General features: G+C 55.5%; 18 protein-coding genes. 13 read left to right on the top strand and 5 right to left on the bottom strand.

Annotation, left to right across the window (positions count from 1 at the left end; genetic code table 11):
- Window positions 1-10: 10 nt before the first annotated feature.
- The 3 genes from L370_RS19600 to queF form a co-directional block, all read right to left on the bottom strand.
- Window positions 11-1,300 (bottom strand): HAAAP family serine/threonine permease, encoded by a 1,290-nt coding sequence (locus L370_RS19600; protein ID WP_023333254.1) that lies wholly within the window; start codon window positions 1,298-1,300, stop codon window positions 11-13.
- Between the two features lie 515 nt (window positions 1,301-1,815).
- Window positions 1,816-3,180, bottom strand: a complete 1,365-nt coding sequence (ppnN, locus tag L370_RS19605) for a nucleotide 5'-monophosphate nucleosidase PpnN (protein WP_023333253.1) — start codon at window positions 3,178-3,180, stop codon at window positions 1,816-1,818.
- A gap of 116 nt (window positions 3,181-3,296) precedes the next feature.
- The gene (queF, locus tag L370_RS19610; RefSeq protein ID WP_023333252.1) at window positions 3,297-4,139 is read right to left on the bottom strand and encodes an NADPH-dependent 7-cyano-7-deazaguanine reductase QueF; all 843 of its coding nucleotides are present in this window, start codon (window positions 4,137-4,139) and stop codon (window positions 3,297-3,299) included.
- A 69-nt stretch (window positions 4,140-4,208) separates the two neighbouring features.
- On the opposite strand from queF, the gene syd reads away from it, so the two are divergent.
- The 8 genes from syd to L370_RS19650 all read left to right on the top strand — a co-directional run bounded on the left by syd (window position 4,209) and on the right by L370_RS19650 (window position 12,523).
- Window positions 4,209-4,754 (top strand): SecY-interacting protein, encoded by a 546-nt coding sequence (gene syd, locus L370_RS19615; RefSeq protein WP_023333251.1) that lies wholly within the window; start codon window positions 4,209-4,211, stop codon window positions 4,752-4,754.
- Between the two features lie 631 nt (window positions 4,755-5,385).
- The gene (locus L370_RS19620; protein ID WP_023333250.1) at window positions 5,386-5,715 is read left to right on the top strand and encodes a YqcC family protein; all 330 of its coding nucleotides are present in this window, start codon (window positions 5,386-5,388) and stop codon (window positions 5,713-5,715) included.
- The gene (gene truC / locus L370_RS19625; protein ID WP_023333249.1) at window positions 5,712-6,488 is read left to right on the top strand and encodes a tRNA pseudouridine(65) synthase TruC; all 777 of its coding nucleotides are present in this window, start codon (window positions 5,712-5,714) and stop codon (window positions 6,486-6,488) included. Before L370_RS19620 ends, truC begins: the two co-directional genes overlap by 4 nt.
- Window positions 6,489-6,512: 24 nt before the next feature.
- Complete coding sequence (locus tag L370_RS19630) at window positions 6,513-6,962, top strand: flavodoxin (RefSeq protein ID WP_023333248.1); 450 nt, start codon at window positions 6,513-6,515, stop codon at window positions 6,960-6,962.
- Between the two features lie 295 nt (window positions 6,963-7,257).
- Window positions 7,258-8,613: a galactarate/glucarate/glycerate transporter GudP gene (gudP, locus tag L370_RS19635; protein ID WP_023333247.1), complete on the top strand. Its 1,356-nt coding sequence runs from the start codon at window positions 7,258-7,260 to the stop codon at window positions 8,611-8,613.
- Window positions 8,613-9,953, top strand: coding sequence for an enolase C-terminal domain-like protein (locus L370_RS19640; RefSeq protein WP_023333246.1), 1,341 nt, complete (start codon window positions 8,613-8,615; stop codon window positions 9,951-9,953). Before gudP ends, L370_RS19640 begins: the two co-directional genes overlap by 1 nt.
- 15 nt (window positions 9,954-9,968) lie before the next feature.
- Window positions 9,969-11,306 (top strand): glucarate dehydratase, encoded by a 1,338-nt coding sequence (gene gudD, locus L370_RS19645; RefSeq protein WP_023333245.1) that lies wholly within the window; start codon window positions 9,969-9,971, stop codon window positions 11,304-11,306.
- Window positions 11,307-11,383: 77 nt separating this feature from the next.
- Window positions 11,384-12,523 carry a glycerate kinase gene (locus L370_RS19650; protein WP_023333244.1) on the top strand — a complete coding sequence of 380 codons (1,140 nt, stop codon included), beginning with the start codon at window positions 11,384-11,386 and terminating at the stop codon, window positions 12,521-12,523.
- 89 nt (window positions 12,524-12,612) lie between these two features.
- Here L370_RS19650 and barA read toward each other — a convergent pair whose 3' ends face one another.
- Window positions 12,613-15,372, bottom strand: a complete 2,760-nt coding sequence (barA, locus tag L370_RS19655) for a two-component sensor histidine kinase BarA (protein ID WP_023333243.1) — start codon at window positions 15,370-15,372, stop codon at window positions 12,613-12,615.
- Between the two features lie 57 nt (window positions 15,373-15,429).
- Here barA and rlmD point away from each other — a divergent pair, with 57 nt between their 5' ends.
- The 5 genes from rlmD to eno all read left to right on the top strand — a co-directional run bounded on the left by rlmD (window position 15,430) and on the right by eno (window position 23,112).
- Window positions 15,430-16,728, top strand: coding sequence for a 23S rRNA (uracil(1939)-C(5))-methyltransferase RlmD (gene rlmD, locus L370_RS19660; RefSeq protein ID WP_023333242.1), 1,299 nt, complete (start codon window positions 15,430-15,432; stop codon window positions 16,726-16,728).
- 51 nt (window positions 16,729-16,779) lie between these two features.
- A complete protein-coding gene (relA, locus tag L370_RS19665; protein ID WP_023309015.1) occupies window positions 16,780-19,011 on the top strand; it encodes a GTP diphosphokinase in 2,232 nt (743 codons plus the stop codon).
- Window positions 19,012-19,078: 67 nt separating this feature from the next.
- Window positions 19,079-19,870 (top strand): nucleoside triphosphate pyrophosphohydrolase, encoded by a 792-nt coding sequence (gene mazG, locus L370_RS19670; RefSeq protein WP_023333241.1) that lies wholly within the window; start codon window positions 19,079-19,081, stop codon window positions 19,868-19,870.
- 223 nt (window positions 19,871-20,093) lie between these two features.
- Window positions 20,094-21,731, top strand: a complete 1,638-nt coding sequence (pyrG, locus tag L370_RS19675) for a glutamine hydrolyzing CTP synthase (RefSeq protein ID WP_023309013.1) — start codon at window positions 20,094-20,096, stop codon at window positions 21,729-21,731.
- Between the two features lie 82 nt (window positions 21,732-21,813).
- The gene (eno, locus tag L370_RS19680; protein ID WP_023309012.1) at window positions 21,814-23,112 is read left to right on the top strand and encodes a phosphopyruvate hydratase; all 1,299 of its coding nucleotides are present in this window, start codon (window positions 21,814-21,816) and stop codon (window positions 23,110-23,112) included.
- Window positions 23,113-23,164: 52 nt separating this feature from the next.
- Here the strand turns inward: eno and L370_RS19685 are convergent, their stop codons facing one another.
- Window positions 23,165-24,274, bottom strand: a complete 1,110-nt coding sequence (locus L370_RS19685) for an SDR family oxidoreductase (protein WP_023333240.1) — start codon at window positions 24,272-24,274, stop codon at window positions 23,165-23,167.
- Between the last annotated feature and the right edge of the window lie 341 nt (window positions 24,275-24,615).

Below are 24,615 nucleotides of genomic sequence, written 5' to 3'. Positions count from 1 at the left end.
GCAGGAGGTATTAGCTGAACAGCGAGTAGAAAATCGCGGAGATGGCAATCAGGCCCATAATCACAACGAACACGTTGCTGATATGGCCGCTGTATTTACGCATCGCAGGGACTTTCTGAATCGCGTACATCGGCATCAGGAACAGAATCATCGCGATAACCGGGCCGCCCAGGGTTTCAATCATGCCCAGGATGCTTGGGTTCAGGGTCGCTACCGCCCAGGTGGTGAGCAGCATGAACAGTGCAGTGATTTTGTTCAGCTTGTTGATTTCAATACTCTTGCCTTTACCGCGCAGAGATTTAATCACCATACCGTTGAAACCTTCACGTGCGCCGAGGTAGTGGCCCAGGAAGGATTTGGTGATGGCGATAATCGCGATGATAGGTGCCATCCACGCAATAACCGGTGCGTTAAAGTGGTTCGCCAGGTAGGACAGAATAGAGATGTTCTGCTCTTTCGCTGCCGCCAGATCCGCCGGAGAGAGGCTCAGTACGCAGCTGAAGACGAAGAACATAACGGTCAGTACCATCATGATGTGAGCGCGTGCCAGGATGCTGGAGCACTTCTTCTCTGCGCCATTACCGTACTCTTCACGTTTCGCCACAGCGAAAGAGGAGATGATTGGGGAGTGGTTGAAAGAGAACACCATCACCGGAATCGCCAGCCAGAGAGTCATCAGCAGGCCGTTACCGGTTGCCGATGCGCTGCTCAGGGACAGGGTTTCCAGTGCTGCACCGTTCCACTGCGGGATCAGGTAGCAAGCCAGTACCATCAGAGCAATAACGAACGGGAAGACCAGTACGCTCATTGCTTTCACAATCATCTGCTCACCGAAGCGCACGATGGTCATCATGCCCACAATCAGGATCAGAGACAGAATCGCACGCGGAGGCGGCGTCATGTGCAGCTGGTGCGCCATGAAGCTTTCTACGGTGTTAGTGATCGCCACGCTGTAAACCAGCAGGATTGGGTAAATCGCGAAGAAGTAGAGCAGGGTAATCAGTTTACCTGCGCCAATGCCGAAATGCTCTTCAACCACTTCAGTGATATCTTCGCCCGGATTTTTACCGGACAGCACGAAGCGGGTCAGACCGCGGTGTGCAAAGAAGGTCATCGGGAAAGCGATGATAGCCATAATGATCAGCGGGATCAGACCGCCGACGCCTGCGTTGATAGGAAGGAACAGTACACCAGCGCCGATTGCTGTGCCGTAAAGGCCAAGCATCCACATGGTATCCGTTTTGCGCCAACCACTTCGGGATTCAATCGAAGCAACGGTGCTGGTTTGAGTGGTTTCCATCTATATCTCCTGGAGGAAGCGAATTGTCAGGTTTTTTAGTCAAATCCGATGAAAAAGTGCCTGACGGTAATATGAAATTCGTTCAGTGACGGTTTTTTAATAATTTTCACCCGTAACTATTGGCGGGCGGAAAGATACATTCTAGTTATGAATCTATCAGTGATCGTGATCTCAAATGCAATAATCCACTTATGATGTGGGCATCTTTAGACCATTTATCTGTTAAAAAAACATCAAAGAGAATTTACGGGCGCGAAGGCTACCACCAACGACATGGGAGCTAAAAGAGCGGTCCGCGAGATAGGTGTCTTTCGCTGTAAAGAAATGGGTTTTTAGGATTTTCTGGCGGGTAATTTAGATTAAGGCTGATAACTCACGGTTGTAAAAAGGAGGTAATCGTTTGCGTTTGTAGGGAATTTGTAAAAGATATAAGTGATGCCTATGAATTGCTTCGGTAAAAAAAAAACCGGGACGCGCGAGAGGGCGACCCGGTTTAGAGGAGATGCTGCTAAGCGTTAGGTGCAGATTTCATAGCAAGGAATGTAGGCGGAGCCTGGCAGCTTCATGCGGTGCTGAGCGACGAAGCCCTGCAGCATGTCGTCCATACGGCGCATCATCTCAGGGTCGCCGTGGATCTTGTACGGACCGTACTGTTCAATGGCGCGGATGCCCATCTCTTTAACGTTGCCCGCCACAATCCCGGAGAAGGCACGACGCAGATCGGCAGCCAGGATTTCCACCGGCTGGTCCGGGTAGAGTTTCAGGTTCGCCATATTTTCATGCGTTGGTTCGAACGGGATCTGCAGGTCCGGTGCAATCCGGATGGACCAGTTAAAGCTGTACGCATCGCCGGTATCGCGACGGTTCTCTTTCACCAGCGGCATCGCTTTCTTCATCTGGCGCGCCACTTCTGCGGCATCGTCAATGATGATGCGATAGTGACGACGCGCGGATTCACCCAGCGTGTGCACGATAAACTCGTCCAGCACGCGGAAGTAGTCGGCGCTCTCTTTTGGCCCGGTCAGGATCAGCGGCAGAACCTGATCTTTGTTGGCCGGGTTCATCAGAATACCCAGCAGATAAAGCAGCTCTTCCGCTGTCCCCACGCCGCCCGGGAAGATGATAATGCCGTGGGCGATACGGACAAACGCCTCAAGACGTTTCTCGATATCCGGCATGATAATCAGCTCGTTAACCAACGGGTTAGGTGGCTCAGCGGCGATGATGGACGGCTCGGTCATGCCAATAAACCGCCCCTCTTTATAACGCTGTTGCGCATGCCCGACCGCCGCGCCTTTCATAGGCGCTTCCATCGCACCCGGACCGCAGCCGGTACAGATGTTCAGCTCGCGCAGGCCAAGCTGGGTGCCCACCCGACGCGCATAAAGGTATTCGGTTTCGTTAATGGAGTGACCGCCCCAGCAAACGACCATGTTCGGTGCTTCGCCAACGTGCAGGGCGCGGGCGTTACGCAAAATGGAGAACACCAGGTTGGTGATATGGACCGAGCTTTCCAGGTCGAGGTGCTGGAAACGGCCTGCGTTGTGGATCTGCCCGTTAACAAACAGGATGTCACGCAGCACGGCAAACAGGTTAGCCTGAAGTGAACGAATGATACGCCCGTCGACAAAGGCCTCTTCCGGCGGGTTGATGACTTCAAGCTTCACGCCACGCTCGCGGCGCAGCACGTTGATATCAAAACTTTCGAAACGGGACAGCAGTTCTTTACTGTTATCTGTCAGGCTTCCGGAGTTCAGTACGGCAAGTGAACAGTTACGAAACAGTTGATAAAGATCGCTGCTGGCCGTGCGCTTAAGCATGTCCACTTCCAGCTGCGACAACATATCCATTGAGCCAAGCGGGCTAATATGTGTAATCAAGTGAGCTCCTTACGGGACGATTATCGTCTTTCCCTGTTGATTACAATAGCCCTGGCGCGTGACGTTTCACAACCTAAAGCGCGGAAGATACCGCGCATATTGTGAAAATATTTATATTATTGACGCACCAGCCGTCCCGTCGCAGGCACAAAATCGGTGTTGGTGCGCCACGGGTTAATGTCCAGACCGCCTCGGCGGGTGTAGCGCGCATAAACGCTCAGTTTTTCTGGCTGACAGAAACGCTGAATATCGCTAAAGATACGCTCCACGCACTGTTCGTGGAATTCGTTGTGATGGCGGAACGACACCAGGTAGCGCAGCAATTTTTCCCGGTCAATTTTCGGGCCGCGATACTGGATCTGCACCGAGCCCCAGTCCGGCTGGTGGGTGATCAGGCAGTTGGATTTCAGCAGATGGCTGACCAGCGTCTCTTCGACCACCTTTCCGCTCGCCGCGTTTTCGAGGTAATCGGCGCTGAATTCATAATTATCTACCTCAATATCCAGATCGTCGATGCACGTCCCGTTGAAGTGGGCGACTGGCTGTCCTTCCAGCTCGTGCAGGCGATACAGTGAAACGCTTACCTTTCCCTGCGCGCAGGCGCTTAAATCACGTTCCAGGGTGTGCTGAACGTCGTCCCAGCTGTTGAATTTTGTCTGGTTAAAACTGTTGAGATAGAGCTTAAAGCTTTTGGACTCGACGAGATTAATGCTGGCGTAATCCAGCTCAACGTGGCCCACCGCCACCTGCGGCAGACCGCGTGCGTTGAGCCAGGAGAGTTCGTACAGCGTCCAGATATCACCGCCGACAAACGGCAGCGCGTCCGCATGCAGACCCAGAGGATCGCGATTCAGGCTGCGCGGCACGCCCTGCAGCAGGCTTGCATCGTAGGTATCGCGGTAATCGGTCGATTTACCCAGCGTTAAGCCGGTTAACGCCTGATGATTTTCGTAAGACATGTTTCATAGCCACTTTACAGGTACACTTATGGGCTGAGTTTATCCTGTCTGACAAGAAGAGAGAAATCGGTGGACATCGAAACTGCAAATGCCCTCACTACCTTCACGACCCGCTATTGCGACGCATGGCATGAAAAGCAGGGCTCGTGGCCGCAAAGTGCCGATTTATATGGCGTACCATCTCCGTGTATTGTCTCTTCGCTCGACGATTACGTTATCTGGCAGCCTAAGCCCAATACCGGCGAGCAAAATGTAAACGCGGTTGAACGGGCAATGGATATTGTGGTACAACCAGCGGTTCATGCGTTTTATACCACGCAGTTCGCAGGGGACATGTCTGCGCGCTTTGCTGATATTACGCTGACGCTGTTGCAGACCTGGAGCGAAGACGATCTGCAGCGTGTTCAGGAAAACCTGATTGGTCATCTGGTCACGCAAAAACGCCTTAAGCTTTCTCCGACGCTCTTTATTGCCACGCTGGACAGCGAACTGGATGTGTTATCCGTCTGTAACCTGTCAGGTGAAGTGATTAAAGAGACTATCGGTACCCGCAATCGCGAGACTCTCGCCCCCTCTCTTGCGGATTTCCTCACCCGACTTGAGCCACTTCTGTAATCCATGATGCCATAGCGCGTGTGAGAGATCTCTTACAAGGTTTGTGAGAGATCGCTGGAACATTCAGTATTACCTCATTTAATTCAGATTAATATTAGTCTATTTTTCAACGGATTACTGATTTGTTGCATCGTTTTTAGGGATTTCTTACGGCTTACAACCCTGTAAGGGTGGGTTGTAAGACGAAGCGGAATAGCGGATTCTATCTCCGTCGACAGGACGCCGACACGAGAAACGAACATCAGGATGATGGCGTTTCTCACTCAGGACTCGTCAGGATGACGCTGCAGGAAGGCTTCAGGATGAAGCGAAGTGGAGCACGCAGGATGCGTAAGGGACACCTCCAGGAAGGAGAAAGAGAGCCGGTCAGGATGGTCGGTGGGTCAGGAAGGCCAGGACGTTTCAGGATGAAACAAACACGTCATGAAGATGTGTGCAGGATGCAACGGTTTACGGATGACCAGGCCTTCGGGCTTCAGGAAAAGTTGTCACGGATGAGCAGGGAGCACGAATTGTAGCTGGAATGCTGCGGAACGAACCGGGAGCACTGTTTTTACAGTGCTCCCTTTTTTTATTTCTGCCCTCCGCAATGCTATGCTGCGCGCCGTTCACTTTTTCAGTTGAGGTTACTATGACGCAACACGATAGCGTTCGTGCTCAGTTGCACGCCATCGAAGCCCTTTTGCGCCAACATCAGCTGTGGCAGGAGACCGCGCCGCAGCCAGAAGCGTTCGCGAGCACCCAGCCCTTCTGCCTGGATACGCTGGCCCCGTTTGAGTGGCTGCAGTGGGTGTTAATTCCGCGCATGCATGCCCTGCTTGAGGGCGGTCATCCGCTGCCGCAGGCGTTTGCTGTCTCCCCCTACTATGAAATGGCGCTTGAGGCGACGCACCCTGCGCGCGACGTGGTGCTGGTCGAACTGGAAAAACTGGATGCCCTGTTTGCCGGTGAAGATGCATGACGCTTGAGATCGTCTATCAGGACGAATGGCTGGTGGCGGTGAACAAACCGTCAGGCTGGCTGGTGCACCGCAGCTGGCTCGATCGCGACGAGAAAGTGGTGGTGATGCAAACGGTGCGTGACCAGATTGGTCAGCATGTTTTTACCGCCCATCGTCTCGACAGACCGACCTCCGGCGTGCTGCTGATGGGGCTTTCCAGCGAGGCGGGACGTCTGCTGTCACAGCAGTTCGAACAGCACCAGATCCAGAAACGCTACCATGCGATCGTCCGGGGCTGGCTGACCGAGTCCGCCACGCTGGACTACCCGCTGGTGGAAGAGTTGGACAAAATCGCCGATAAATTTGCCCGCGATGACAAAGGTCCGCAGCCCGCAGTAACGGATTATCGCGGCATGGCGACGACCGAGATGCCGGTGGCAACCAGCAAATTTCCGACCACACGATACAGCCTGGTTGAGCTTCTGCCTAAAACCGGGCGTAAGCACCAGCTGCGGCGCCATCTTGCGCACCTGCGCCACCCGATTATTGGCGACAGCAAACACGGTGATTTGCGCCAGAACCGCAGCGCGGCCGAACACTTTGGCTGCCATCGTCTGATGCTGCACGCCAGCGAGCTGAGCCTGACGCACCCATTTACCGGCGAACCGCTGACTATCCGTGCGGGGCTGGACGACGTCTGGATGCAGGCACTGTCACAGTTTGGCTGGCTGGGACAACTCCCCGAAAATGAAAGGGTTGAGTTTGTATCGGGCAACGTTCAGGATGAACGGTAAACGCATTCATTATGGGAAAATATCATGGCTGAAGTAGGCATTTTTGTCGGAACAATGTACGGCAACTCGCTGCTGGTTGCGGAAGAGGCTGAGGCAATACTCGCCAGCCAGGGCCACAAAGCCACGGTCTATGAAGACCCGGAACTGGCAGACTGGGAAAAGTATAAAGATAAATACATTCTGGTGGTGACCTCCACGACCGGGCAGGGCGATCTGCCCGACAGCATCGTGCCGCTGTTCCAGGGCATTAAAGACCAGCTTGGCTATCAGCCGGACGTACACTACGGCATCATTGCCCTGGGCGACAGCTCCTACGCTAACTTCTGCGGCGGCGGCAAGCAGTTCGATGCACTCCTGCAGGAACAGAGCGCCCAGCGCGTCGGCGAGATGCTGCTGATTGATGCCGGGGAGCACCCGGAGCCAGAAAGCGAATCAAACCCGTGGGTGGAGAACTGGGCAACTCTCCTTAAATAGTTATGGAGGCCGGGTAAGGCTTAGCCGCCACCCGGCAACGAAGCCGCAGCAAATCCTCAATTCCGTGAACCACCTTCCACTCCCCTGGGCTTATGCCATAAACAACCTCTAATACACTCTTCAATACTGTGTTTCTGCACGGTGAGAGAACGTGTCACTCCTTCATATACTTTCCCGGTCACTATAAAACGGCGTCAGGCCGTACCAAAACGACAAAACACAAATCTCATTCTGATTACCCTACCGGTGCTGTACAGAATGAACCAGGCGAAAGCTATGTTTCAGGAGTGCAACAATGAGTACATTAAGCCACGCAGCGAGCGGCGCTGAAAAGCGCACCAATGCCCGCTACTGGATAGTGGTGATGCTGTTTATCGTCACGTCCTTTAACTATGGTGACCGCGCCACGCTGTCGATTGCCGGTTCGGAAATGGCAAAAGATATCGGCCTTGATCCCGTGGGCATGGGTTACGTTTTCTCCGCATTCTCATGGGCCTACGTCATCGGGCAAATTCCTGGCGGCTGGCTGCTGGACCGTTTTGGATCTAAACGCGTCTATTTCTGGTCCATCTTTATCTGGTCGATGTTTACCCTGCTGCAGGGTTTCGTCGATATCTTCAGCGGCTTCGGCATTATCGTGGCGCTCTTCACGCTGCGCTTCCTGGTGGGCTTAGCGGAAGCGCCTTCCTTCCCGGGGAACAGCCGCATTGTCGCTGCCTGGTTTCCGGCGCAGGAGAGGGGAACGGCGGTAGCGATCTTCAACTCCGCACAGTACTTCGCAACGGTGATCTTCGCGCCAATCATGGGCTGGTTGACGCATGAGGTGGGCTGGTCACACGTCTTCTTCTTCATGGGCGGGCTTGGGATCGTCATCAGCTTCGTCTGGCTGAAAGTGATCCACGAACCCAACCAGCATCCTGGCGTGAACAAAAAAGAGCTGGAGTACATCGCGGAAGGCGGAGCGCTGATCAATATGGATCAGAAATCCGCAAAAGCAAAAGTCCCGTTTAGCCAGAAATGGGCGCAGATCAAGCAGCTCGTCGGCTCGCGCATGATGATCGGCATCTATCTGGGTCAGTACTGTATTAACGCCTTAACCTACTTTTTCATCACCTGGTTTCCGGTATACCTGGTGCAGGCACGCGGCATGTCGATTCTGAAAGCGGGATTTGTCGCGTCGGTTCCGGCAATCTGCGGTTTTGTCGGCGGCGTACTCGGCGGGGTGATTTCCGACTGGCTGATGCGCCGCACGGGGTCCCTGAATATCGCGCGTAAAACGCCGATTGTGCTCGGCATGCTGCTCTCTATGACTATGGTGTTCTGTAACTACGTCAGCGCCGAATGGATGATTATCGGCTTTATGGCGATGGCCTTCTTCGGCAAAGGCATTGGCGCGCTGGGTTGGGCGGTGATGGCGGACACGGCACCGAAGGAGATCAGCGGCCTGAGCGGCGGTCTCTTCAACATGTTCGGCAACATCTCCGGGATTGTGACGCCAATCGCTATCGGCTACATCGTCGGCACGACTGGATCTTTCAACGGGGCGCTGATCTACGTGGGGGTGCATGCGCTGGTGGCGGTGCTGAGTTACCTGGTGCTGGTAGGAGATATCAAACGCGTCGAACTTAAACCTGTAGCGGAGCGTGGATGATGACAACGCAATCGAGTCCAACCGTCACGGAGATGAAGGTCATCCCGGTGGCCGGGCAGGACAGCATGCTGCTCAATATTGGCGGCGCGCATAACGCCTGGTTTACCCGTAATATCGTCGTGCTGAAAGACAGCGCAGGGAATACCGGCGTGGGCGAGGCCCCTGGCGGAGAGGTGATTTACCAGACGCTGGTCGATGCCATTCCGCAGGTCGTTGGCCAGGAGGTCGCCCGTCTGAACAAGGTTGTTCAGCGGGTGCATAAGGGCAATCAGTCGGCGGACTTTGATACGTTCGGTAAAGGTGCCTGGACGTTTGAACTGCGCGTCAATGCGGTCGCCGCCCTGGAGGCCGCTCTGCTCGACTTACTGGGTAAGGCGCTCAATGTTCCGGTTTGCGAGCTGCTGGGGCCCGGCAAACAGCGCGATGCGGTTACCGTGCTGGGCTATCTGTTCTACGTTGGCGATCGCAATAAGACCGATCTCCCTTATCTGGCTCGATCCGCGGGCGATCACGACTGGTATCAGCTGCGCCACCAGGAAGCGCTCTCCAGCGACGCGGTGGTACGGCTGGCCGAGGCGGCGCAGGATCGCTACGGCTTTAAGGATTTCAAGCTAAAGGGCGGCGTGCTGCCCGGCGAGCAGGAGATTGAAACGGTCCGGGCGCTGAAAAAACGCTTCCCGGATGCGCGGATCACCGTCGATCCCAACGGCGCGTGGCTGCTGGATGAAGCGATTAGCCTGTGCAAAGGGCTGGGAGATGTCCTGACCTACGCGGAAGACCCCTGCGGCGCGGAGCAGGGCTTCTCGGGCCGCGAAGTGATGGCCGAATTCCGTCGTGCCACCGGCCTGCCGGTGGCGACCAATATGATCGCCACCAACTGGCGTGAAATGGGGCACGCGGTGATGCTGAACGCCGTCGACATTCCGCTGGCGGATCCGCACTTCTGGACGCTTTCAGGCGCAGTGCGCGTGGCGCAGCTGTGCGACGACTGGGGGCTGACCTGGGGCTGCCACTCGAACAATCACTTTGATATTTCGCTGGCGATGTTTACCCACGTTGGCGCGGCGGCACCGGGTAACCCGACCGCCATCGACACCCACTGGATTTGGCAGGAAGGGGAAGCCCGCCTGACGAAAAATCCGCTGGAAATCATCAACGGCAAGATTGCCGTACCGGATGCGCCGGGCCTGGGCGTGGAGATTGACTGGGATCAGATCCATAAAGCCCATGAGGCGTATAAAAAGCTACCGGGCGGCGCGCGTAACGACGCGGGCCCGATGCAGTATCTGATCCCCGGCTGGACATTTGACCGTAAGCGCCCTGTTTTCGGACGTCACTGATAAAAGGATTGAACGATGAGTACTTTTTCTACCCCTGTAGTCACCGCCATGCAGATCGTTCCGGTTGCGGGCCATGACAGCATGTTGATGAACCTGAGCGGCGCGCATGCGCCATTCTTTACCCGCAACATTGTCATCATCAAAGACAATTCCGGCCATACCGGCGTGGGCGAAATTCCGGGCGGGGAGAAGATCCGCCAAACGCTGGAAGATGCCATTCCGCTGGTGGTGGGCAAAACGCTGGGTGAGTACAAAAACGTCCTCAACACCGTGCGCAACACCTTTGCCGATCGCGATGCCGGAGGGCGTGGCCTGCAGACCTTCGATCTGCGCACCACCATCCACGTGGTGACCGGGATTGAATCCGCCATGCTGGATCTGCTGGGTCAGCATCTGGGCGTCAACGTTGCGTCGCTGCTGGGCGAGGGCCAGCAGCGCAGCGAAGTGGAAATGCTGGGCTATCTGTTCTTTGTTGGCGACCGCAGGCTGACGCCACTGCCTTATCAGAGCCAGCCGGATGAACAATGCGACTGGTACCGACTCCGCCATGACGAGGCGATGACCCCGGATGCGGTGGTGCGCCTGGCGGAAGCCGCTTATGAAAAATATGGCTTCAATGATTTCAAACTGAAGGGCGGCGTGCTGGCCGGTGAGGAAGAGGCGGAAGCCGTCACCGCGCTGGCAAAACGTTTCCCGCAGGCGCGCGTGACGCTGGATCCTAACGGCGCATGGTCGCTTAATGAGGCCATTGCGATCGGGAAACAGCTGAAAGGCGTGCTGGCATATGCGGAGGATCCGTGTGGGGCTGAGCAAGGCTTCTCGGGCCGTGAAGTCATGGCGGAATTTCGCCGCGCGACGGGGCTGCCGACCGCGACCAATATGATTGCCACCGACTGGCGTCAGATGGGACACACCCTGTCATTGCAGTCTGTCGATATTCCGCTGGCTGACCCGCACTTCTGGACGATGCAGGGGTCGGTGCGCGTGGCGCAAATGTGCCACGAGTTTGGCCTGACCTGGGGCTCGCACTCTAACAACCACTTCGACGTGTCGCTGGCGATGTTCACGCACGTTGCCGCCGCCGCGCCGGGCACGATTACCGCTATCGACACGCACTGGATCTGGCAGGAAGGTAACCAGCGTCTGACTAAGCAGCCGTTTGAGATCAAAGGTGGCATGGTGCAGGTGCCTTCAACGCCGGGACTGGGGGTTGAGCTGGATATGGACCAGGTCATGAAGGCTCACGAGCTGTATCAAAAACACGGTCTGGGCGCGCGCGACGACGCGATGGCGATGCAGTATCTGATCCCGGACTGGACATTCGACAATAAACGCCCGTGCATGGTACGATAAACGCATTGGGACCGCTCCCATGAGCGGTCTTTTACGTGGTGTATGCTTAACGTAACGACTATGCGTAAGGATGGCTTATGAAAATTGTTATCGCACCGGACTCGTATAAGGAAAGTTTGAGTGCGCTTGAGGTTGCGACAGCGATAGAACGTGGTTTTCGCGAGATCTTCCCCGAGGCGGTTTACGTCAAACTGCCGGTCGCGGACGGTGGCGAAGGGACGGTTGAGGCGATGATCGCGGCAACGCAGGGACGCATTGTGCATGTTCCGGTGACCGGCCCGCTGGGTGAGTGCGTGGAAGGGTTTTATGGCTTATCCGGTGACGAGCAGAGTGCCTTTATTGAAATGGCGGCGGCAAGCGGCCTGGAGCTGGTCGTCCCTTCGCAGCGTAATCCCCTGAAAACCACCTCCTGGGGTACGGGCGAACTGATTCGTCACGCGCTGGATGCCGGCGTTAAGCATATCATTATTGGCATTGGCGGCAGCGCCACCAATGACGGCGGCGCAGGCATGGTGCAGGCGCTGGGGGCGAAGCTGCTGGACGACAGCGAACAGCCTCTTGGGCAGGGCGGGGGCGAGCTGGGAAAACTCGCGCGTATCGACCTGAGCGGGCTGGACAGACGTCTGGCGGAGTGCCGGATAGAGGTCGCCTGTGATGTGACGAATCCGCTCACCGGAAAGGATGGCGCGTCAGCCGTATTTGGCCCGCAAAAGGGGGCCACTCCCGAGATGATCGTTACCCTGGACAACGCGCTGGCACAGTATGCGAGAGTCATTGCCCGGGATCTGGATATCGATGTGCTAAACCTTGCTGGCGGCGGCGCGGCGGGTGGCATGGGGGCCGCCCTGTACGCCTTTTGCGGCGCGCAGCTGCGCCAGGGCATTGAGATCGTGACCGATGCGCTACACCTGGCTGACCAGGTGGCCGATGCGGATCTGGTGATCACGGGAGAGGGCCGCATCGACAGCCAGACGATCCACGGCAAAGTCCCGGTGGGGGTGGCGAAGGTGGCGAAACGCTTTAACAAACCCGTTATCGGCATTGCAGGAAGCCTGACGGCGGACGTTGGCGTGGTACACGATCACGGCATTGATGCGGTGTTTAGCGTGATCTACACCATCTGCTCACTGGAAGACGCGCTGGAAAATGCCAGCGAGAACGTCAGGATGGCCGCAAGGAATATCGCGGCGGTGCTGAAGGTGGGGCAGGCATTTTAGCTGTGATTGCCGGGTGGCGGCTTCGCCTTACCCGGCCTACGTCAGAGCACCTGTAGGCCCGGTAAGCGTAGCGCCACCGGGCTTTTACCTCAGTTCCCCAGCACCTTCATCGCTTCCCGCGTCACGTTATCCATTTCATCCAGCAGCTCCAGGAACTCCGGTTCAAGCTCTGATTCCGGCGTACCGGCACGCAGTTGCTGCTCCAGCAGCTGGCAAAGATTTTTTAGCCGCGGCACGCCGCTGTACCCGCAGCTGCCGTGCAGCTTGTGGATTGCTTCCAGCAGATCTTCCGGGTTTTCACCCACCAGTTGCTCTTCCACCTTATTGCGAATTTCCGGCAGAAACGCGACCAGCATCTGCAGCATTTCGCGGGCCAAATCGGGTTTACCTGCCGCCTGGCGCAGGGCAAGCTGCCAGTCAAAGGTCGCGTTCTGGTTGACGCTGATTTCAACTGGCTCGCTGGAAACCGTGTACGTCCCGCCAATATGACCCGGCTTATAGCGTAACAGCAGGTTATGAAGTTTCTCTTCATCGATGGGCTTTGCCAGATAATCATTCATTCCGGCGCTCAGCAGCTTCTCTTTCTGACCGGCCATCGCGTGCGCGGTGACCGCAATGACCGGCGTTTGCTGCTGATGCGGCAGCTGGTGGATCAGCTCGCAGGCCCGAATGCCATCCATGCCCGGCATCTGAATATCCATCAGGATTAAATCGAACTGCATCTGCTTAGCCTGTTCAACCGCCTGCGCGCCGCTGGTGCACAGCTCAACGTGCTGAACCTGGTCTTCAAGCAATGCGCCAATGAGCTTCAGGTTGGCCGGATTATCATCCACTGCCATGACGCTCATCGGCAATTTTTGCTCATCGTCAACCAGCGGGAGGGCATGCTGGCTAAGACGGCAATACTCCGTGAGCGCGGGCAGCAGGCGGGTCGCGGTAAGCGGTTTCAGCAGACACGCGGCTGCCCCGTCATTTTTCAACTCTTCTGCATTGAGCTGGGCATGGCAGGGCAGCGCCAGCAGCAGGTAGTCGGTCATCGACGCGGCTTTCGCCAGCCGCTCCTGCTGCATGGTCAGTTCGCCGGTGAAGGTGACCGGGATCCCCATCAGCAGAATGTCGTAGTGCTCAACGGCAAGCGCCGAGAAGGTTGGGCTATAGACCACCTCCAGCGGCGTGGTGCTTAAAATATCGAGCGCGCACTGCGCGGCCGCCGCGTTAGGTTCGACGTAGGCCAGACGCTTGCCTTTCAGGCAGTCCGTCACCGGGCCATCGGTCAGGACATTCGGATTGAGGTCCAGATTAATGTGGAACCAGAAGGTTGAACCGCGGTTTGGCTGGCTGTGGAATGAGATATCGCCGCCCATCTCGTTCACCAGGCGCTGGGTGATCACCAGCCCCAGACCGGTACCGCCATGACGGCGGGAGATACTGGCGTCCGCCTGACGGAACGCCTGGAACAGACGCGACTGGTCGCGCTCCGGAATACCGATACCGGTATCGCGGATCTGGACTTCAATCTGAACCTTATTGCTGCTGATCGAGCGTTTCTCTACCAGGATGTCGATATTACCGCTTTCGGTGAACTTAATGGCATTCCCGACAAGGTTGGTAATGACCTGCTGCAGGCGCAGCGGATCGCCAATAACGTTATCCGGCACGTCGTTTTTAATGTTGAGCGTCAGCTCAAGGCCTTTGTCGTGCGACGAGTGCGCGAGCAGCGTCACCACTTCATCGAGCGTACTGCGCAGCGGGAAGGGAATACTCTCCAGGATCAGCTTGCCCGCTTCCAGCTTGGAGAAGTCCAGCACGTCGTTAATGATCGCCAGCAGGTTGTTGGCCGAGCGTTCAATGGTGTGCAGGTGATCGCGCTGAGTCGGGTTGAGTTCGCTTTTCAGGGTCAGGCGGGTGAAGCCGATCACGCCGTTGAGCGGCGTACGCAGCTCGTGCGACATATTGGCCAGGAATTCCGACTTAATACGTGCCGCTTCCTGAGCGCGCTTTTTCGCCAGATCCAGCTCAACGTTCTGAATCTCCATCTGCTCCAGCGTTTCGCGCAGGTCGGACGTCGCCTGGTCAACGTTGTGCTGCATCTCTTCGTGATACGCCGCCAGCGACATGGCCATCGAGTTGATGCCGTTCTTCAGCATATCCAGCTCGCCCAGCATAAACCCTTCCACCCGGCTGTCGAGCTGTCCCCGGCGGATGCGGTCAACCGTGTTAACCATGTTGCGGATGGGGCCCGTCACGTCGCGCATCAGGCGCCAGCCGAAGATCAGCGCAATGCCGATGCAGAACAGCATCATCACGCCAGAGATGAAGATTTCTTTATACTGCTGTAGCCGGACCGACTTGAGATCCAGCTCCAGCGCCACGTATCCCAGCATATTGTTGCTGGATTTGGCGTCGGATTGCGCAGACTCATCGGGTGAATAGCTTTCCGATACGATCGGCGTGCGCAGGATCATGATATCGCCGCGCCGCAATACGGTGAGGTGGCGCGGGAACGGCGTACCGTCCGGGATCTTCAGTGCCGCCGGATCGAGATGAAAATTCGAGGTCACAAACAGGCGGTTATGTTCGTCGTAAACGGAAATGGCGCGTACGATGTCCGAGTGGCGGCGGTGGAGTACGCTGATTAACTGACCAATGGATTCGCGGTTTTGCAGGTTCATGCCGTACTCGCTGGAAACGGCAAGCGGTTCGATAATGCTGGCACCTGCATCCTCCAGCTGCCGCTGCAAATCGTTATAGCGGTGCACCACAAAGAAGATACTCAGCAGCAAACCGATGAGAACGGTGGGGGCGAGGATCAAAATCATCATGCGCGCGCGCAGGCTGTAGTTGGTCATGGCGTTCCGTTATGGGACAATTAAGATAATTATGTTTATGTGAGAAAAATCTCGGCGATGGCGCAATTCTACTCTGCAAAGCGACGCGTGACGACGCGTGAAATCATAACCGTTGAAGCCACGGACCTCGATCCGTTTGGTCAGGGAGTGGCACGTCACAATGGTAAGACTCTGTTTATAACAGGTTTACTGCCAACAGAACGAGCAGAAATTACGCTGACGGAAGATAAACGCCAGTTCGCGCGCGGACAGGTTAAGCGCCGCCTCAATGATAGCCCGGAGCGCGTGAAGCACCGCTGCCCACATTTTGGCGTTTGCGGGGGCTGCCAGCAACAGCACGCGAGCACAGAATTACAGCAAAAAAGCAAAAGCCGCGCGCTGGCGCGTCAGCTTAAGCACGACGTTAACGAAATTCTCGCCGATGAGCCCTGGGGCTACCGCCGGCGCGCCCGGCTGAGCCTCAGCTATCAGCCAAAAACGGCGCAGCTGGAGATGGGGTTTCGCAAGGCCGGTTCCAGCGACATTGTCGATGTGCAGCAGTGCCCCATTTTGGTGCCCCATCTTGAGGCATTGCTTCCGGAAGTGCGCACCTGTCTCTCCGGGCTGGACGGCGTTCGCTATCTCGGGCATGTCGAACTGGTCATGGCAAACAATGGACCGCTGATGGTCCTGCGCCATACCGCGCCGTTGTCGAAAAAAGATCGCGAAAAACTGGAACGCTTTTCGCATTCCCACGACCTGGCGCTTTTTCTTGCACCACAAAGCGAGATACTTGAGCAGGTTACCGGTGAGGCGCCCTGGTATGCGTCAAACGGGCTACGCTTAACGTTCAGCCCGCGGGATTTCATTCAGGTGAATGATGGCGTAAACCAGCAGATGGTTGAGAAAGCGCTGGCGTGGCTGGACGTTCAGAAAAGCGATCGGGTGCTCGATCTGTTCTGCGGAATGGGCAACTTCACGCTGCCGCTGGCGCGAAAAGCGGCCAGCGTCGTCGGCGTGGAAGGCGTTGAGGCGCTGGTGGCGAAAGGGCAGGAGAATGCTCAGCAGAACGGCTTGCAAAATGTGACATTCTTTCATCAAAATCTTGAGGAAGATGTCACCCAACAGCCGTGGGCAAAACAGGGCTTTGATAAAATTTTGCTCGACCCGGCGCGTGCCGGTGCCCCGGGCGTGATGGCACATATTATTAAACTCGCGCCGAAGCGTGTGGTCTATGTTTCCTGTAACCCGGCAACGCTTGCCCGGGACAGTGAGGCATTAATCAGCGCGGGTTACCAGATTCAGCGTCTGGCAATGCTGGACATGTTCCCGCACACTGGTCATCTGGAATCGATGGTGTTGTTCGAGCACATCTAATTTGTTTGGCTTGTCGACTTCGACAGGCCCTGGTCCCTAAAGGAGAGGACAATGGTTGCGGTAAGAAGTGCACATCTCAATAAAGCTGGGGAATTTGACCCACAAAAATGGATCGCAAGTCTGGGAATTTCCAGCCAGCAGTCGTGTGAACGCTTAACCGAAACCTGGGCCTATTGTCTGCGCACCACGCAGGGGCATCCCGACGCCGATCTTCTCCTGTGGCGCGGCGTGGAGATGGTTGAAATCTTATCCATGCTGAACATGGATATTGAAACGCTGCAGGCCGCACTTCTGTTTCCCCTCGCGGATGCGGACGTGGTCAGCGAAGACGTGCTGCGCGACAGCGTCGGGAAATCCGTCGTCGCGCTGATCCACGGCGTGCGCGATATGGCGGCCATTCGCCAGCTGAAGGCCGCGCACACCGATTCCGTCTCCTCTGAACAGGTCGATAACGTTCGCCGGATGCTGCTGGCCATGGTGGATGATTTTCGCTGCGTAGTCATCAAGCTTGCCGAGCGTATTGCCCACCTGCGTGAGGTGAAGGATGCGCCGGAAGACGAGCGCGTGCTGGCGGCCAAAGAGTGTACAAATATCTACGCGCCGCTGGCGAACCGCTTAGGGATTGGTCAGCTGAAATGGGAGCTGGAAGATTACTGCTTCCGCTATCTGCACCCGGCGGAATATAAACGTATTGCCAAACTCCTGCACGAGCGCCGTATCGACCGCGAGCACTATATCGAGGAATTTGTCGGCGGGCTGCGCCAGGCGATGAAAGAAGAGAACGTGCGCGCCGAAGTCTACGGCCGGCCTAAGCATATCTACAGCATCTGGCGCAAAATGCAGAAGAAACACCTCGCCTTTGACGAGCTGTTTGACGTGCGCGCCGTGCGTATCGTGGCGGAGCGTCTGCAGGACTGCTACGCCGCGCTGGGGATAGTACACACTCACTTCCGTCATCTGCCCGATGAGTTTGATGACTATGTCGCCAATCCCAAACCGAACGGCTATCAGTCTATCCATACCGTGGTGCTTGGCCCTGGCGGCAAAACGGTCGAGATTCAGATCCGCACCAAACAGATGCACGAAGACGCCGAGCTGGGCGTGGCCGCGCACTGGAAATACAAAGAAGGCACGTCCGGCGGAGCGCGTTCTGGCCACGAAGACCGCATTGCCTGGCTGCGCAAGCTGATTGCGTGGCAGGAAGAGATGGCCGACTCCGGCGAGATGCTCGACGAAGTGCGCAGCCAGGTCTTTGATGACCGCGTCTATGTCTTTACCCCGAAAGGGGACGTTGTCGACCTGCCTGCGGGCTCCACGCCGCTCGATTTTGCCTACCACATCCACAGCGATGTGGGACACCGCTGCATTGGGGCGAAAATCGGCGGACGTATCGTACCGTTCACCTATCAGCTGCAGATGGGTGACCAGATTGAAATCATTACCCAGAAGCAGCCCAACCCGAGCCGCGACTGGCTTAACCCTAACCTGGGTTACGTCACCACCAGCCGCGGGCGCTCGAAAATTCACGCCTGGTTCCGTAAACAGGACCGTGATAAGAACATCCTTGCCGGTCGCCAGATCCTTGACGACGAGCTGGAGCATATCGGGATAAGCCTGAAAGAGGCGGAGAAATTCCTGCTGCCGCGCTACAACTTCAACGAGCTCGACGAGCTGTTAGCGGCCATTGGTGGCGGTGATATCCGTCTGAATCAGATGGTGAACTTCCTGCAGGCGCAGTTCAATAAGCCAAGCGCGGCAGAGCAGGACGCGGCGGCGCTGAAGCAGCTGCAGCAGAAAACCTACGCCCCGCAGCAGCGTAGCAAAGACAACGGCCGCGTGGTGGTCGAGGGCGTGGGTAATCTGATGCATCACATTGCCCGCTGCTGCCAGCCTATTCCAGGCGACGATATCGTCGGCTTTATCACCCAGGGACGCGGGATTTCGATCCACCGTTCCGACTGCGACCAGCTTGCCGAGCTGCAGTCGCATGCGCCGGAGCGCATCGTGGAAGCGGTCTGGGGTGAGAGCTATTCCGCTGGCTACTCGCTGGTGGTGCGCGTCACCGCCAACGACCGCAGCGGCCTGCTGCGCGACATCACGACCATTCTCGCCAATGAGAAGGTCAACGTGCTGGGCGTTGCCAGCCGCAGCGATACCCGCGAGCAGCTTGCCACCATCGATATGACTATCGAAATCTACAACCTGCAGGTGCTGGGCCGCGTGCTCGGCAAGCTGAACCAGGTGCCGGATGTGATTGACGCGCGTCGTCTGCACGGCGGTTAAACACACTCTTCTGTAGGCCGGGTAAGGCATCGCCGCCACCCGGCTTGTTTTTTTAATGGAAAACACTATGACTCAAATCGACCGCCTGCTCGGCATCATGAAACGCCTGCGCGACCCGGAAAACGGCTGTCCGTGGGACAAAGAGCAGACTTTCGCCACCATCGCCCCGTACACCCTTGAAGAGACCTATGAAGTGCTGGACGCCATTTCCCGCGAAGATTTTGACGACCTGCGCGGCGAGCTGGGCGATCTGCTGTTCCAGGTGGTGTTCTACGCGCAAATGGCGCAGGAAGAAGGGCGCTTTAACTTTGACGATATCTGCGCTGCTATAAGCGACAAGCTGGAGCGCCGTCATCCCCATATCTTTGGCGATGCCACCGCAGGGAACAGCGCCGAGGTGCTGGCTCGCTGGGAGCAGATCAAAAGCGCTGAGCGGGCGGAAAAATCCCAGCATTCTGCGCTGGATGATATTCCGCTGAGCCTGCCCGCGCTGATGCGCGCGCATAAAATCCAGAAACGCTGCTCCGCCGTGGGGTTTGACTGGACCTCCCTCGGCCCTGTGCTGGATAAAGTGCACGAAGAGATTGACGAAGTCATGCACGAAGCGCAGCAGGCGGTGGTGGATGAAGCAAAGCTTGAGGAGGAGATGGGCGACCTGCTGTTCGCAACCGTCAACCTTTCTCGCCATCTGGGTGTAAAAGCGGAAACCGCCCTGCAAAAAGCCAACCTAAAATTCGAACGACGCTTTCGCGAAGTTGAGCGGATTGTCGCCTCGCGAGGCCTGGAAATGAGCGGAATTGACCTCGAGGCAATGGAAGAAGTCTGGCAGGAAGTAAAGCGCCAGGAATCTGATCTCTAACGAGATTTTGCGATCAAGCGCAATTTGTGTGATTTTTTAAATGACAAGCGCTTGATTTGCGTCAAAAACATTTACCCAAAAGGGGCTATTTTCTCACTCCTTATGTTTGTCATGGCCTGGAATGGAGACGGAGAATGAAAGTTTGTGGCGCTCGCCGTGTTCGGGTATACTACTTTCCCGTCCTGGTTATTCCATCGTTTCACCCTAACTTCTCAGGTTCAGCATGACAACGAACTATATTTTTGTGACCGGCGGGGTCGTATCCTCTCTGGGTAAAGGCATTGCCGCAGCCTCCCTCGCAGCCATTCTTGAAGCCCGTGGCCTCAATGTGACCATGATGAAACTGGATCCGTACATCAACGTCGATCCGGGCACCATGAGCCCAATCCAACACGGGGAAGTGTTCGTTACTGAAGACGGCGCTGAAACCGATCTGGATCTTGGCCACTACGAGCGTTTCATCCGCACCAAAATGACCCGTCGTAACAACTTCACGACTGGCCGCATCTACTCCGACGTTCTGCGTAAAGAGCGACGTGGTGACTACCTGGGTGCAACCGTTCAGGTTATCCCGCACATCACTAACGCAATCAAAGAACGCATTGTTGCGGGTGGCGAAGGTCACGACGTGGTGCTGGTTGAAATCGGCGGTACCGTGGGTGATATCGAATCCTTGCCATTCCTGGAAGCGATTCGTCAGCTGGCGGTCGATATTGGCCGTGAACACGCGCTGTTCATGCACCTGACCCTGGTGCCATACATGGCCGCCGCAGGTGAGGTGAAAACCAAGCCGACTCAGCACTCTGTGAAAGAGCTGCTCTCCATTGGTATTCAGCCAGATATCCTGGTTTGCCGCTCCGATCGTGCGGTTCCGGCGAACGAACGTGCGAAAATTGCATTGTTCTGTAACGTGCCTGAAAAAGCCGTTATTTCAATGAAAGATGTCGATTCCATTTATAAAATCCCGGGCCTGTTGAAATCGCAGGGCCTGGACGATTATATTTGTAAACGATTCAGCTTGAACTGTCCGGAAGCTAACCTGTCTGAATGGGAACAGGTTATTTATGAAGAAGCCAACCCGGCAGGCGAAGTGACTATCGGTATGGTCGGCAAGTACATTGAACTGCCGGATGCCTATAAGTCAGTGATCGAAGCGCTGAAACACGGTGGTCTGAAGAACCGTGTCTCCGTGAACATCAAGCTGATTGATTCGCAGGATGTTGAAACGCGTGGCGTTGAAATCCTGAAAGATCTGGATGCTATCCTTATCCCTGGCGGCTTTGGCTACCGTGGTGTAGAAGGCAAGATCGCCACCGCGCGCTATGCGCGTGAAAACAATATTCCATACCTCGGCATCTGTCTGGGTATGCAGGTTGCGCTGATCGAATTTGCGCGCAACGTAGCGGGAATGGAAAACGCGAACTCTACGGAATTTGTGCCAGACTGTAAGTACCCTGTTGTGGCGCTTATCACTGAATGGCGTGACGAAGAAGGTAACGTCGAAGTCCGTACCGAGAAGAGCGATCTGGGTGGCACCATGCGTCTTGGCGCACAGGCCTGCCAGCTGTCTGACGATAGCGTGGTTCGCAAGCTGTACGGCGAGCCGGTCATCACCGAGCGCCATCGTCACCGCTATGAAGTCAACAACATGTTGTTGAAACCTATTGAAGCCGCGGGCCTGCGTGTTGCGGGCCGCTCCGGGGATGATCAGTTAGTCGAGATCATTGAAGTGCCAAACCATCCTTGGTTTGTCGCCTGCCAGTTCCACCCGGAATTTACTTCAACGCCACGTGACGGGCATCCGCTGTTTGCAGGCTTCGTGAAGGCCGCCAGCGACTACCAGAAGCGTCAGGCGAAGTAAAAAAAGTTAGAACGGCAACGCGTACCTTTGGTACGCGTTGTTTGTCTGGAGTTTTAGTTTAACTTGTACTGAGGAAAATCTAATGTCCAAAATCGTTAAAGTCATCGGTCGTGAAATCATCGACTCCCGTGGTAACCCGACCGTTGAAGCCGAAGTTCACCTGGAAGGTGGTTTCGTTGGTATGGCTGCTGCTCCATCAGGTGCTTCTACTGGTTCTCGCGAAGCGCTGGAACTGCGCGATGGCGACAAATCCCGCTTCCTGGGCAAAGGCGTACTGAAAGCGGTTGGCGCTGTAAACGGTCCGATTGCTCAGGCAATCCTTGGCAAAGACGCCAAAGACCAGGCTGGCATCGACAAGATCATGATCGATCTGGACGGTACTGAAAACAAATCTAACTTCGGTGCGAACGCAATCCTGGCTGTTTCCCTGGCGAACGCCAAAGCGGCTGCTGCTGCGAAAGGTATGCCACTGTTCGAGCACATCGCTGAACTGAACGGCACCCCAGGCAAATACTCCATGCCTGTACCAATGATGAACATCATCAACGGTGGTGAGCACGCAGACAACAACGTTGATATTCAGGAATTCATGATTCAGCCAGTTGGCGCGAAATCCCTGAAAGAAGCGGTACGTATGGGTTCTGAAGTGTTCCACAACCTGGCTAAAGTTCTGAAAGCTAAAGGTATGAACACGGCTGTTGGTGACGAAGGTGGCTATGCGCCAAACCTGGGTTCTAACGCAGAAGCACTGGCTGTTATCGCAGAAGCAGTAAAAGCGGCTGGCTACGAGCTGGGCAAAGACATCACCCTGGCGATGGACTGTGCAGCATCTGAATTCTACAAAGACGGTAAATACGTTCTGGCTGGCGAAGGCAACAAAGCGTTCACCTCCGAAGAGTTCACTCACTTCCTGGAAGACCTGACCAAACAGTACCCAATCGTGTCTATCGAAGACGGTCTGGACGAGTCTGACTGGGCTGGCTTCGCATACCAGACTAAAGTACTGGGCGACAAAATCCAGCTGGTTGGTGACGACCTGTTCGTAACCAACACCAAGATCCTGAAAGAAGGCATCGAGAAAGGCATCGTTAACTCCATCCTGATCAAATTCAACCAGATCGGTTCTCTGACCGAAACTCTGGCTGCGATCAAAATGGCGAAAGACGCTGGCTACACCGCTGTTATCTCTCACCGTTCTGGCGAAACTGAAGACGCTACCATTGCCGACCTGGCTGTGGGTACCGCTGCAGGCCAGATCAAAACCGGTTCTATGAGCCGTTCTGACCGTGTTGCTAAATACAACCAGCTGATTCGTATCGAAGAAGCGCTGGGCGAAAAAGCACCATACAACGGTCTGAAAGAGATCAAAGGCCAGGCATAATTGCTTAAGCCTTAAATGAAAATGCCAGTCGAATGACTGGCATTTTTTTTGGCTATTTAAAATCGACCGCCATTTGCTCCGGAATGGTCAGCCCCTGGGTGGTCTGCACGCAGCGGGCGATGTAATCCGTAAACCGGGGCGGCTTCGGCATTCCCATGCTCAGCAGCTTATCGTTGCTGAAGCGCACGTTAAGCGTGGCAAATGCACCGTATAAACGCATGGCTTTCAGCATCAGACGTTCGTTGCACGGGCCAAAAATATGTTTTAACTCTCGGCGCATTCTGACCAGCGTTTCGTAGCTGACCTGCGCATATTTATCTCCGACGGGGGCTTTCTCGAGCGCCTGCGCCATTGCCCGATCGATATCCGCAAAGCGAACGCTGTTCTCTTCTCCCGCAGAAATGTGTACCACTTCCCCCGAACGAGCGTTGCTGTTGAGCAGCATTAACAGCGCGTCGGCGCAATAATCCACCGGAACAACGTCGATTCGGTCTTCCATTGAACACATAAACTTCTGCAGCATTAGGCCCATGCTAAAGACCCAGAAAATGCTGCTCGACGGCGTGCAGCCGTGGCGGGTATGGCCGACGACGATGGACGGACGGGCGATGAGCAGCGGCAGGTTCGGGCACTCCTGGCGCATCAGCTGTTCGATGGTTGACTTCGAAAACGTGTATTCCACCAGGTGTTCAGCATTCTCTCTGAATTCAGCGCTTTCGGCGACCAGTGAATCCTGCTCCGGCGTGCATGACATCGCGGTGCCGACGTGGAGGAAACGCTGTAGTCCTGCGACCTGCTCCATACGGCGCGCCAGCGCGAGCGTACCTTCAACGTTGACCTTCCAGATCAGCGGGTTATTACCAAATGAGGCGACAGCCGCACAGTTAACGACATGCGTGACCCGATCCAGACGGGGATCGTTCAGAAAGGCCTCTGGCTGGCTGAGGTCGCCAGTCAGGATATTATCCACGCTCAGGGAGGCCAGTTTGTCCTCAGGAACATTGAACTTGCGCATGTTCTCCAGTACGCGCTCCAGCCCGCTCTGCGGATCGCCGGCGCGCGCAAGCAAAAGGAGTTCTACGGATTGATCGTTGGTCAGGATTTTTTCAAGAACTGCACCGCCCAGAAATCCGGTCACGCCTGTAATCAATAGCATCTTCATTAATACCGTCTCATTATGATTGATGAGGCGGATTGTAGGCGCGCAAAAGTAAACGGCATTTAAATAATAAAACGCCGAAATCAGTGGCGTCTTAAGCTTATTTTAAGGAAAGGAAATCGGGTGGAGATATTCGACATTAGTAGAAGGGTAAAGATTCATTATATAAAAATATAAATTTCAACTAATTGAATTTTATGGTTTTTGTGGAGGCGCCGTCAAATGATGAACTTAATTCAAAATGTAATAAATATAATAATTTGTTACACCAAGCATTTACCAAATAAATGATTTAAACACCACTTAACTAAAATTTTTCGCAGGCCGATTTATTTAGCCTGCGA

The sequence above is a fragment of the Enterobacter sp. MGH 24 genome, assembly GCF_000493015.1.
Classification (GTDB): domain Bacteria; phylum Pseudomonadota; class Gammaproteobacteria; order Enterobacterales; family Enterobacteriaceae; genus Enterobacter.
Note: the sequence above shows the minus strand (reverse complement) of the source record. Positions and strands in the feature narration are given on the sequence as shown.